Below are 12,681 nucleotides of genomic sequence, written 5' to 3'. Positions count from 1 at the left end.
GATCGCGCGGCGGCTGCACCGCCGTGACCATCTGCTCGAAGGGCAACGCCGCGTGCGCGAATCCCGCCACCACCCGACCTCGGACGCGCTCGACCACATCCGTCAGCCGCGGTGCCCCGGCCAGGCTGATCCGGATCGGCAGCGGATTGATGAAGAAGCCGATCAACGGCTCGAGTTCGCGCCGCTCCCGGCCCGCCATCGGGCAACCGACGATCACCTCTTCCTGAGCCGCCGTGCGCCCAAGCACGGCGCCGTATCCGCTTAGGACGAGCATGAACAGCGACGCGCCTTGCTCCTGGGCGCGCGCCCGGAGTCGGCTCGTCAGGTCTGCACCAAACTCCAGCGGCAGCCGCCGACCGCGATGCCCGGCCGTCGCCGGCCGCGGGTGATCCGTCGGCAGCGCGAGCACCGGCAGCGGACCCGCAAGCTGCTCCTTCCAAAACGCCGCGAGCGCCTCGCGCCGCGCGCCGGTCAGCCAGCGCCGCTGCCACACCGCGTAATCAGCATACTGCACCGCGAGCGCCGGCAACGCCGGGTCCGCGCCCCGCGCGAGCGCGGCATACGCAGCCATGGCTTCGCGGAAAAACACCGCTGACGACCAGCCGTCGAACACGATGTGATGCACCGCGATCATCAGCACGTGGTCGTCCGGCCCGAGCTTGACCAGCCGCGCGCGCAGCAGCGGTCCGCGCACGAGATCGAACGCCTCGCCGGCAATCTCCGCCGCGCGCGCCGCCAGCCGCGACTCCGGCAGTTCCTCGACCGGCAGCTCCAGCGCCGCCGGCGGATCAACGACCTGGGCGGCCTCGCCGTCCTGCTCGACAAATCGCGTCCGCAGCACCTCGTGCCGGTCGACGATCATCCCCAGTGCCCGCCGCAGCCGCGCCACCTCCAACGGTCCGCGAATCCGCTGCGCGCCGAACTCATTGTAGTGCGCGCTGCGGCCTTCCATTCGATCGAGCAGCCAGAGCGCCTGCTGCGCGAACGACAGCGGCAGCCGCCCGGCGCGCGCAGCCGGCACCAGCGCCGGCTCGTCGGCGCTGTCGGCGGCGACCGTCGCCGCCAGCCGCACGATCGTCGGCGCTTCGAAGAACGTCGCCAGCGTCAACCCGTTCACGCCCGCGTCGCGCAATCGTGCCACCGCTTGCGACGCCAGCAGCGAATGGCCGCCCAGCGCAAAGAAATCATCGTTCACGCCCACCGGCGCAACGCCGAGCAGTTCTTCCCAGACTGCGGCGATCTTCCGCTGCGTCGCTGTTTGCGGCGGTGCAAACGTCACCGGCAGTGCCGGTCGCGGATGCGCCGCTCGTGCTGGAACTGCGTCCTTCGTCGCGCCGCTGGTCGTACCCTTGGGCGCGCGCGTCTGGCGTCGGCGCCACGCGAGATCGACCGTCGAGACGATCACGTGCGGCACCCCGGCTGCGACCGCGCGCACGAGAACCTCGGCTCCTTCGGCGTTGGTCAATCGGAGCTCCTTTTGCCGCTCCTGCCACGCAGCGAGCGCACCCTGCGGCTCAAACCGCGCCGCCATGCCGACGTCGCGCCACGCATCCCACCCGATCGCCACCATCGGCACGCCCTCGCGGCGACGCGCCGTCGCGTAAGCATCGAGAAACGCGTTCGCCGCCGCGTAGTCGGCCTGGCCGAACTCGCCGAGCTGCGCCGTCAGCGACGACATGAGCACGAAGAAGTCGAGTGCCTCCGCGCCGAACACCCGGTCGACGACGAGCGTCCCCGCGACCTTGGCCGCGCGCACCGCTGCCGCTGCCACCGGGTCGCGACGCGCCAGCGCTCCGCCGCCCGCCACGCCGGCGGCATGGATCACGCCCTGACACCCACCAAACCGCGAACGGATCTGCGCATGCACGCGCTGCAGCGCTGACTCGTCGGTGACGTCTGCGACCGCGGTGATGACCTCCGCGCCTCGCGCGATGAGTGCATCGATCCGCTGCTGTGCGGCCGCCGCCGCCGTCGACCGGCCCACGAGCACGAGCCGCGCCCGTGCCCGCTCGAACAAGCTCTCCGCGAGCGCGAGTCCCAGTCCGCCGAACCCACCCGTGATCACCACCACCGCGCCGGGTCGGCAGGGCTTCGCTTCGCCCACCTCGAGCCGCACCGGCTCGAGCGTCTGCATCCAGCGTTCGCGACCGCGCAGCGCGACGAACTCGTCCTCGCCCCCGCGCGCCTCCGCGATCAGCGCGTCGAGCAGCGACTCCGCCGAGAGTTCTGCGCGCGCCACGTCGATGACCCGGACAGACATTCCCGCAATCTCGTTCGGCAGCACGCGCGCGGCCCCCAGCAGCAGGCTCTTCGCCGGCTCCGCGGAATTTTCTCCGGGAAACGCATGCAGTCCCGTCGCCACCACGGTCAGTCGCGTCTCGGCCAGCGCCTGCGAGCTTAGCACGCGACCGAGAGCACAGAGTTCGTCGAGCTTCGGCTCGCTAGCGTCCGCCGCGCTCACGTCCCGCAGCGAAACGATCCAGCGGGCGCCCAGCAGCTTCGTCGGATCCGCGCCGATGCGCACCGCTGCGCCGAGCCCGCGCAGCCGCGCCGCCAGCCGCTCGGCCAGGCCGCTCGCGTCCGGAATCAGCGCCCATTCGCCGCCGGTGATCGGCGGCAACGCCGCCAGCGCGAGTCCCCGCCGCCACCCCGGCACATAAAACCAGTCGGCCGGATCCTGACGTTTGCCGCCCACGTCAACGTTCCTCGCGCCACTGGGCTGGGCCTCGATCCAGTAGCGCTCGCCGGCGAACGGATACGTCGGTAACGGCACGCGCCGTCGCTTCTGCTCGCGGTAAACCTCCGCCCACGCGATCGGCACGCCCGCGACCCAGAGCCGCCCCAGCGCGTGGCGCATCGTCGTCTCATCCGTGGTTGCCTCCCTCGCTCCGTGCAGCGAGTGCGCCATGACCCGTCCGGTCCCGCGCGCGGGATGCCGTTCCGCCAGTCCGCACAAGGTCCGGCCCGCGCCGACCTCGAGCAGCGCGATCTCCGGATCCGTGAGCAGCGTGGCCAGTCCGTCCGCGAATCGCACCGTCCCGCGCAAATGCCGCGCCCAATAACCCGGATCCGCCGCCTGCTCCGGCGTGATCCACGTGCCGGTCGTGCTGGAAATCCACCGCCGCGTCGGCGCGCGTCGCGGCACCTCGTGGAACGCGCTCATCAGCGCTTGGGCCGCGGGCTCCATCATCGCCGAATGATACGCATGCGAGGTCTGCAATCGCGTCGAGCCAATCCCACGCGCTGCCAGCGTATCGGCCAGCGCAGTCATCGCCGCGATGGTCCCCGAAACCACGGTCTGTCCCGCGGCGTTGACCGCGGCGACGTCGAAACGATCATCGAGCAGCGCACGCGTGTCGGCCTCGCCGAGTGCGACCGCCAGCATTGCGCCCGCGGGCTGCGCCGCCATCAGCCGGCCGCGCGCGGCCACGAGCCGGAGCGCCTCCTCCAGCGTGAACACCTCCGCGAGGCACGCCGCCGTCCATTCGCCGATGCTATGACCCAGCATCGCCTCGGGCCGCACGCCCCACGCTTCCCACAGCCGCGCCAACGCGTAGCTCACGACGAACAGCGCCAGTTGCGCGACGTCGGTGCGTGCCAGCAGCCGCGCGTCGCCGGTCCGATCCAGCAGCAGTGCGCGGAGATCGAAATCGACGTGCGGGCGCAACAACTCCAGACACCGGTCAACCTCCGTCCGAAAGACCGGTTCGGCCGCATACAACCCGGCGCCCATGCCCGGATATTGCGTACCCTGGCCGGGAAACAGGAACGCCACTTGCCGCATCCGCTCGCCGGCGACGGCAGGCTCGACCGCACGGAGCTGTTGCGCCGCGTCCGCCGGATCCCGTGCCACCACGTAGGCCCGATGCGCGAACGCCCGCCGGCCCAGCGCGAGCGTCGATGCGACGTCCGCCAGCGGCAGGTGCCCGCCGCTCACCGCCGCGGCCAGCGCAGCACCGCTCTGGCGCAGCGCGGCCTCGGTCCGCGCCGAGACGATTAGCAACTGATCCTCTTCGCTCGCGGGCCCAACCCTCATCGCGGGTGGCTGCTCGAGGATCACGTGCGCGTTCGTGCCACCGATGCCGAACGAGCTCACGCCGGCCCGCCGCGGCGCCTCCGCCGCCATTGGCCAGGCGGTGAGCTCCGTAGCCACGCGGAATGGACTCGACGCAAAATCGATCTGCGGATTCGGCGACTCGCCATGCAGGCTCGGCGGAATCTCGCCGTGCTTCACGGCCAGCACTGCCTTGATGAATCCGACCACGCCCGCCGCGGTGTCGAGATGGCCCAGGTTGCTCTTCACCGAGCCCAGCGCGCAGAACTGCGTGCGCGGCGTCGTCCGCCGGAACACCCGCGTCAACGCCGCCACCTCGATCGGATCGCCCAGCGGCGTGCCCGTACCGTGCGCCTCGACGTAGCCGATGTCGTCCGCCACCACGCCAGCCACCGCCAGCGCCTCCGCAATCACCGCCTCCTGCCCCTCCTGGCTGGGCGCCGTGTAGCCGAGTTTCGCGGAGCCGTCGTTGTTCACCGCGGAACCACGGATCACCGCGTGTACCGTGTCGCCGTCCGCGAGCGCGTCCTCGAGCCGTTTCAGCACCACCACTCCGGCGCCGTTGCCACCGATGATACCCGCGCCGCGCGCCGAAAACGGGCGGCAGTGGCCATCCGGCGAAAGGATCATGCCTTCCTGCCACAGGTAACCTTCCGTTTGCGGCACGCGGATCGAGACGCCACCGGCCAGGGCCACGTCGCAATCGCCCGCGAGCACGCTTTGCACCGCGAGGTGGATCGCGACCAGCGAGGTCGAACAGGCCGATTGCACGGCCACGCTCGGCCCGCGCAGGTTCAGCTTGTACGAGACGCGCGAGGCGAGGAAATCCTTGTCGTTGGCGATCAGTACCTGGAACCCGCCCGCGGACTCGACCGCCGCCGGATTCTGCATCAGCTGCCGCAGCAGATAGGTATTGAGCCCCGCACCGGCAAACACGGCGCAGGCGCCCGGCACCGCGAGTGGATCGTAACCGGCATGCTCGAGCGCGGTCCACGCGCACTCCAGAAACACGCGCTGCTGCACATCGAGCAGCTCGGCCTCACGCGGCGTGTAGCCGAAGAACTCGGCGTCGAAACGATCGGCGTCCGCCAGCACGGCGTTCGCCTTCACATACCGCGGATTCGCCAGTTTCGCGGCCTCGACGCCGGCGCGGCGCAGCTCCTCGTCCGTGAAAAACGTCACCGCCTCGCGGCCGGCGCGCAGGTTGGCCCAAAACTCCTCCACGTTTCGCGCGCCGGGCACGCGCAGCGCGAGCCCGATCACCGCGATGTCGTTCGGCCGCGCGAGCGGCTCGTTGTCGCTGGCGCTCATCGGCGACTCCCTTCCCGCGCGGCGCGGCGAATCGCCCGCTGATCGATCCAGCCCTCACCGCGCGCAGGTGCCGCGGCGACCGGCGGCGGTAGCGGGGGATTCGCCGGTGCGGCCGCGCTCGGGCCGTCGAGCCGCGCCGCCAGCGCACGGATCGTGGGATATTGGAACAACTCGAGCAGCGACGGAGCGCTCGGGAACCGCGCCGTGAGCTGCGCGTGCACCTGGCCGAGTTTCAGCGAGTGTCCCCCGAGATCGAAGAAATTGTCCTCCACGCCCACTCGTCCGCGGCCGAGCACCTCGGCCCAGATCGCAGAAAGGATCTGCTCGGTCGCCGATTCCGGCACGCGGAAACCTGCTCCCGTCTCCGGTCGGCCGCGGGCTGGCGCGGGCAGCGCACGGCGGTCGAGCTTCCCGTTCGGTGACAACGGCAGCGCCGGTAGGAACACGAATTCCGCCGGCACCATGTATTCGGGCAGCTCCTTCCGCAGCGCCCCGCGCAGCCCAGCCGCGTCGCCTGGCACGCCCGCGGCGACGACGTACGCCACCAGAGCCTGGTCGCCGGGCTGGTCCTCGCGGACGAGCACCGCCGCGGCGCTCACGCCGGCGAGGGCGCGCAGCGCCGATTCGATCTCGCCGAGCTCGATCCGGAAGCCCCGCAGCTTCACCTGAAAATCCAGCCGGCCGAGATACTCGATCGCGCCGTCCGGTCGCCAGCGCGCGCGGTCGCCGGTACGGTACAGCCGTTCACCAGCCGTGCCAAACGGATCCGGCACGAACTTCTCCGCCGTCAGCTCCGGCCGCCCGTGATAGCCGCGGCCCACGGCGATGCCGCCGATGTAGAGCTCGCCCGCGACGCCGATCGGCACCGGCTGCATCCGGGGATCAAGCACGTACATCCTTGTGCGCGCGATCGGTCGACCGATCGGCACCACCCGCTCGCGGCTGCCCCGTTCGCACCGCCAAGCCGTCACGTCCACGGCAGCCTCGGTCGGTCCGTACAGGTTGTGCAGCTCGGCGGCATGCCGCGCGAAGAACCGTTCCTGCAGCTCGAACGGCAGCGCCTCGCCGCTGCAGAACACCTGCCGCAGCGCGGCGCAGCGCGCCAGCCCGGGCTGTTCCACGAACAGCTGCAGCATCGACGGCACGAAATGCATCGTCGTCACGCGTTCGCGCGCAGCGAGGTCAGCCAGATACGCCGCGTCCTGATGTCCGCCCGGCTGCGCCACGACCAGCCGCGCGCCGGCGAGCAGCGGCCAGAAGAACTCCCAGACGGACACGTCGAAGCTGAACGGCGTCTTCTGCATCACCGTGTCCGCCGCGGTCAGCCGATATGCGTCCTGCATCCAGAGCAGCCGGTTGACGATCGCCCGGTGGGTGTTCAACGCGCCCTTCGGCCGACCGGTCGAGCCGGACGTGTAGATCATGTACGCCAGATGGCTCGGCGTGACGCCGGACGCGGGCGGCGTCGTCGGCTCGCGCGCGATCTCCGGCCACTCCGCATCGAGCGCGACCAGCCGCGGCGCCGTCGCGGTCGCGGAGTTGACCACGGCCCGCAATCCCTCGCGCAAGTGATCCTGCGTGAGCACCAGCGGCACGGCCGAATCCGCGAGCATGAACGCCAGTCGCTCACGGGGGTAGCCGGGATCGAGCGGCACATACGCTCCGCCGGCCTTCAGCACGGCGAGCAGCGCGACGACGAGGTCGACCGACCGCTCCGCACAGACGCCGACCAGCCGGTCGGGCCCGACGCCGGCACGACGCAGCCCGTGCGCGAGCTGGTTCGCCCGCGCGTCGAGTTCGGCATACGTGAGCGCGGTCGAAGCGAAACTCAGCGCCGGCGCGGCCGGCGTTCGCGTCGCCTGCTGCGCGATCAGCTCGTGCAGGCAATGCGCCGTCGGGTACGCCGCCGGCGTTTCATTCCACGTCTGCACGACGAGCCTCCGCTCCTCGGGCGCGAGCAGCGGCAGTGCCTCGATCCGGCACGTCGGATCTTGGGTGATCGCGTCGATCAGCCCCACGAAACGCCGCGCCATCCGGCCGGCGGTCGCCGCCGAGAACAAACGGTTGTTGTACTTAAAGCTGCCGGCGCCGTCCTCGAAGAGCTCGAGCGTGAGCTCGAACTGGCCCTCCATCTGCGCGAGCGGAAATTCCTCCACCTCCAGCCCGCTCCACGCGGCCCCCGTCCGCGCGCCGGCCGCCTTGAGCGCGTCCCCGCGCGCGTCGGTCTGCGGCGGCTTCTGCAGGACGAACAGCGTCTGAAACAGCGCGGGCCGACTCGGATCGCGCGCCAGTTTCAGCGCCTCGACCAGTTCAGGCAGCGGATAGTCGGCGTGCGCCAGCGCGCCGAGCACCGTGCGTTTAACCTGGGCAAGCAGCTCCGCGAACGGACTCGCGCCCGACACGCGCGCGCGCAGCGGCACGGGGTTGACGAAGTAGCCGGCGATGCCCGCGAACTCCGGCCGGCTGCGGCCTGCCGTCGGCGAACCCACGATCAGCTCCTCCTGCCCCGTGTGACGGTGGAGGAACACGTGATAGGCCGCGAGCAGCACCGCGAAGGGCGTGGCCTGCTGCGCGCGCGCCAGCGACTTGATCCGTTGCCAGGTTTCACCTGGCAGCGTCACCGGCACCGAGGCGCCCTGCGGCTCCAGCACGGCTGGACGCGGGAAATCCGTCGGCAGCGCGAGCGTCGGCAGCTCGCCGGCGAGTTCCTGCAGCCACCAGCGACGGAGCTCCTCGCCTTCGCGACTCGCGAGCAGCGACCGCTGCCAGCGCACGAACGCCGAGTACGTCCCGCTAACCGCCGGCAATGGACCGGTGCCGGCGTAAAGCTGACGGAATTCGTCGAGCAGGACCCAGTTCGTCCAGGCGTCGCCCACGACGTGGTGCACACCGATCAACAACACGTGGTCCGCCGCACCGCGCACGAACAGCGTGGCGCGGAACACCCGCCCCGCCTCGAGCGCGAACGGCCGCTGGTAATCCGCCGTCACCGCGCGCTCCAGCTGCTCGATCGTCCAACCGTTCGCTTCCACCTCCTGCCACGCGAGCTCCGCCGTGGCGGCGATCCGCATCACCGGCTTGCCGCCACCGGAAGCAAACGTCGCCCGCAGCAACGGGTGACGCTCCTGCAGCGCTGCCAGGACGCGCCTAACCTTCGCGCGGTCCAGCGCGCCGCGCAGCCGGAGCGCAATCGCGGTGTTGTAGGCGGCACTCTCCGGTGCCGCCCGATGCAGAAACCATAGCGCCTCCTGGCCGATCGACAGCGGCTCCTCACCGACCGGCTGAAGTGCGTGCGGCGATGGGCTGCGCCCCGCCGTCGACGCCGACGCCGCCGCGCCGCCAGCGTCACGCACCAGACTCACGGCCGCGCCGAGCGCCGTCGCCACGGTCGCGACGGTCCCGTTCTCCAGCAGCGCGACGATCGGCACGTCCGCGCCGGTGACCTGCCGCAGCCGGTTCCGCACGTCCACGGCCATGATCGAATCGAGCCCGAGCGTGCTGAGCGGCTGGTCGCTCGTGAGCTTGTCCGGCGCGATCCGTAACACCCGGCCAACCTCCGCACGCGCCACTTCCTCCAACAACGACGACGTCGCCGCGCCGGCCGCCGCGAGCTTGGCGCGAAATTCGGCCGCCGGATCGCTCGCGTCCCGCCGCGGTACGTGCGAGGCGAAATTCGCCAGCAACGTCGGCACGCGATCGTCGTTGCCGCTGGCGAAAAATGTCGGCCACATCACCGGCCAGATCAGCGCCTGTGTCGCGCCCGTCGCGAGCAACCGGTCGAGTTCACGACAGCCGCGCCGCGGCGTGATCGCGCGAATCCCGCGCGCCGCGTAGCGGTCGCCCGCCGCCGCCGCCAATCCGATGCTCCAGCCCGCCCAGGCGATGCTCAGCGCCGGCCGGCCACGGGCGCGACGCGCATGCGCGAGCCCGTCGAGATAGCCGTTGGCCGCCGCGTAGTTTGCCTGGCCCGGCGTGCCCAGCACCGCCGCGGCCGACGAAAACAGCACGAAAAAATCGAGCTCGCCCGCCAGCTGATCGAGGTGCTGCGCGCCGATGGCCTTGGCCGCAAGCACGCGATCGAACTGCTCCGGCGTGAGCTGCCGCGCCGCGCCGTCCGCGATCGCCCCCGCCGCATGCACGATTCCGCGCAGGTTTGGCAGTTCGCGCAGCAGCCCCGCGACCTGCGCCCGGTCCGCGACATCGAGCCGCCGCGTCTCGACGCGCACTCCACGCTGAACCCAGCCTGCGACAGCCGCGCGCGCTTCCTCGCCGGGTTCACGCCGCCCCGCGAGCACGAGGTGCCGCGCACCGCGCTCGACGAGCCAGCCCGCGGTCACCAGCCCGAGCGCACCCCACCCGCCGGTGATCAGATAAGTCGCGTCCGCCCGCACCGTCCACGGCTGCGCCGGTCCGAACTCGTGCACCGCGAGCCGCGCGGCATGCCGTTGGCCCGCGCGCCAGGCCACCTGGTCTTCCTCCGCACTGCGGCCGCACTCGGCGAGCATCGCCTCCGCCAGGTCGTGCGCATCGACGTCGACGAGCCGCAGCGACCACTCCGGATGCTCGCGCTGCAACACGCGGCCGCAACTGGCCAGCGCCGACGCCACCGGCGAGACCGGCTCGGCGCCGACCGCAACGGCGTCGCGCGTCACCAGCCAGACGCCGTCCGCGACAAGCTGCGACCGCGCCATCGCCAGCCAGGCAGCGAAGACGGCGTGGGTCGGCGGGGCCTCGGTCACAACATCGAGCGCCGTCAGGCAGACGACTCCGCGCCATGACCAGCGCGCACCCAGCGTCTCGGCGATTTCGTTTGCGCCGATCGTCGTAACGTCAGCGCCGGCGGCACGCAGCCGATTCGCGATACCGTCACGGTCGCCGATCACCAGCCAGTCGCCGTCGAGTACCCGTTCCGGCGCATCAGTCGCCACGAGGGGCCAGTCCAGGTCGTAGACGCCTTCGTCGCGCGGTGGCGCGATCCGCCGCAATGCCGCCCGCGATGCACGCTGCAGCCGCAGGCGCACCAGTCGGGCCACCACTTGCCCCCGCACATCGAACAGCGTCACGTCCACCTCCGCGCCTTGCGACGTGGGTCGGACCCGCGCGTGCGCCCAGGCCTTGTCGCCGGCCGGCGCATACACCGTCCACCCGGCCGCGCCGACCGGCAGAAAAACCTCCTCCGCCGCACCGAACGTCCGCCCCGCCGCCTGAAAACAGCCATCGAGCAAAACGGGCGCGACCGCGAACGATCCGTCCACGTCTGACCGCGCCAGCTCCGCCAGCACCTCGCCTGGTGCCGTCCACAACGCCCGTACGGTGCGGAACGCCGGCCCGTAGACGAGCCCCTGCGCGGCATACTCCGCATACAGCGCGTCCACGTCGGCCGCGGTTCGACAGCGTGCCCGCACGTCGTCCAGCGTGTCGCCCATCGTGGGCACTTCGTCGCGCCGACCGATTTGCGCGGTGACGTGCCGGGTCCAGCCGTGCTCCGCCCGGTCGAAGATTTCCACCTGTCGATCGCCCGTGCCACCGTGCACCACCGTCTGCACGGCGCGCGTCTCACCCGCGGGCAGCGTCAGCGGTTCATGGATCGTGAAATCCCTGACATTGATCGCGCTGCCAAACACGCTCTGGCCGGCCGCGTGCGCCAGCTCCAGCCAGCCCGCCGCCGGGATCACCGCGCAGTCGAGCAGCCGATGGTCGCCCAGCCAGCCCGGCTGCGTGGCGGACAGTGTCGCCTCGAACCGCCGCTCGTCCGTCCCGGCCAGCGTCAGCTCGCGACCGAGCAGCGGATGCTCGTCTGGCGCCGCCGCGCCGGCCATCGCGAGACTCGCCGGCCGCGGCAGCGGAAAACGTTCGCGATGGTAAACGACCGCCGGCGCCACGACTCCGCGCGGATCATCGGCGCCACCCGCCAACTCGGCCGGGGCCTCCTCGATCAGCACGTGCGCATTGGTGCCACTGAACCCGAACGCGCTCACCGCGGCAACGCGCGGGCGGTCGCCGCGCCGCCAGGACTGCAGCGTCGTCGGCACGCGCGCGGCAACCTGCGCCCAATCGATGTGCGGACTCGGCCGCGTGAAATGCAGATGCGGCGGAATGGCCTCATGCTGCAATGCGAGGACCACCTTGATCACGCTCGCAATCCCCGCCGCCGACTCGAGATGACCGATGTTCGTCTTGACCGAGCCGATCCACAGCGGCCGGTCGGCGGGACGGCTCGGCCCGTACACCGCTCCGATGGCGCCCATTTCGATCGGATCGCCGAGCGCCGTGCCCGTGCCGTGCGCCTCGAGGTAGTCGACCGCCGCCGACTCGAGTCGCGCCTGCTCCAGCACGCGTCGGAGCAGCACCTCTTGCGCGGGTCCGTTGGGCACCGTCAACCCGCTGCTGGGCCCGTCCTGGTTCACGCCCGAGCCGCGCAGCACCGCGAGCACGCGATCGCCGTCGCGCCGCGCCGTCGAAAGTCTTTTCAAGACCAGCAGCCCGCAGCCCTCGCCGCGAACCATCCCATCGGCCGCCGCATCGAACGTCTTCGAGCGGCCGTCGGACGACAGAACGCCGCCCTTGGTCAGCGCGATGCTGCCGAGCGGCGACAGGATCAGGTTCACACCACCCGCGACGGCCATCTCGCACTCCCCGGCCCGCACGCTCTGCATCGCCAGGTGCAGCGCGACCAGCGACGACGAGCACGCGGTGTCGACCGCCATGCAAGGACCGTGGAGCCCGAACACGAACGCCAGCCGGCCCGCCGCGGCGTTGAGCGAGTTGCCCGTGATGTGATACGGATCGAGCACGCTGAGTCCGCCCGCCGCGAGCTGCAGTTGCCCAAACTCCGCGGTCGTGATCCCGATGAACACGCCGACGGGATTCTCCGCGAGCCGGTCGCGCCACCGACCCGAGGCGCCGAGCGCGTCGCGGGCGACTTCAAGCAGCAGCCGTTGCTGCGGATCCATGCTCGCCGCCTCGCGCGGCGAGATGCCGAAGAACGCCGGATCGAACCGCTCGATGTCGCCCAGAAATCCACCGTGTCGCGCCGTCATCTTCCCGACGGCGGCAGGATCCTCGTCATAAAACGCGTCCACCGGCCAGCGCCCCGCCGGCACTTCGGTCACCGCGTCGCGACCGTCGCGCAGCAGCTCCCAGAATCGCTGCGGCGTGTCCGCTCCGCCCGGAAAACGGCAGCCGATCCCAATAATCGCGACAGGCTCACGCGCAGCGGATTCGGCGGCGGCGAGTCGGGCCTGCAGCTCTTCGATCGCGACGAACGCGCGTTTAAGCGGAGATAGCGCAGGACTGCTCTGGGAAGGCTCAATCAT

The 12,681-nt window shown here is 71.2% G+C and carries 2 protein-coding genes (1 of these 2 cut by a window edge); both read right to left on the bottom strand.

Features of this window, described 5'->3' with window-relative positions:
• Positions 1–5,365 carry the 5' portion of a type I polyketide synthase gene (locus OTER_RS09950; RefSeq protein WP_012374786.1) on the bottom strand. It extends 371 nt beyond the left edge of the window, so the window shows 5,365 of its 5,736 coding nt (coding positions 1–5,365); the start codon lies at positions 5,363–5,365; its stop codon lies beyond the left edge, outside the window.
• Positions 5,362–12,681: a non-ribosomal peptide synthetase gene (locus tag OTER_RS24030; RefSeq protein WP_012374785.1), complete on the bottom strand. Its 7,320-nt coding sequence runs from the start codon at positions 12,679–12,681 to the stop codon at positions 5,362–5,364. The genes OTER_RS09950 and OTER_RS24030 overlap by 4 nt, the downstream gene beginning before the upstream one ends.

This window comes from Opitutus terrae PB90-1 (assembly GCF_000019965.1).
Classification (GTDB): Bacteria; Verrucomicrobiota; Verrucomicrobiia; order Opitutales; family Opitutaceae; genus Opitutus; species Opitutus terrae.
Note: the sequence above shows the minus strand (reverse complement) of the source record. Positions and strands in the feature narration are given on the sequence as shown.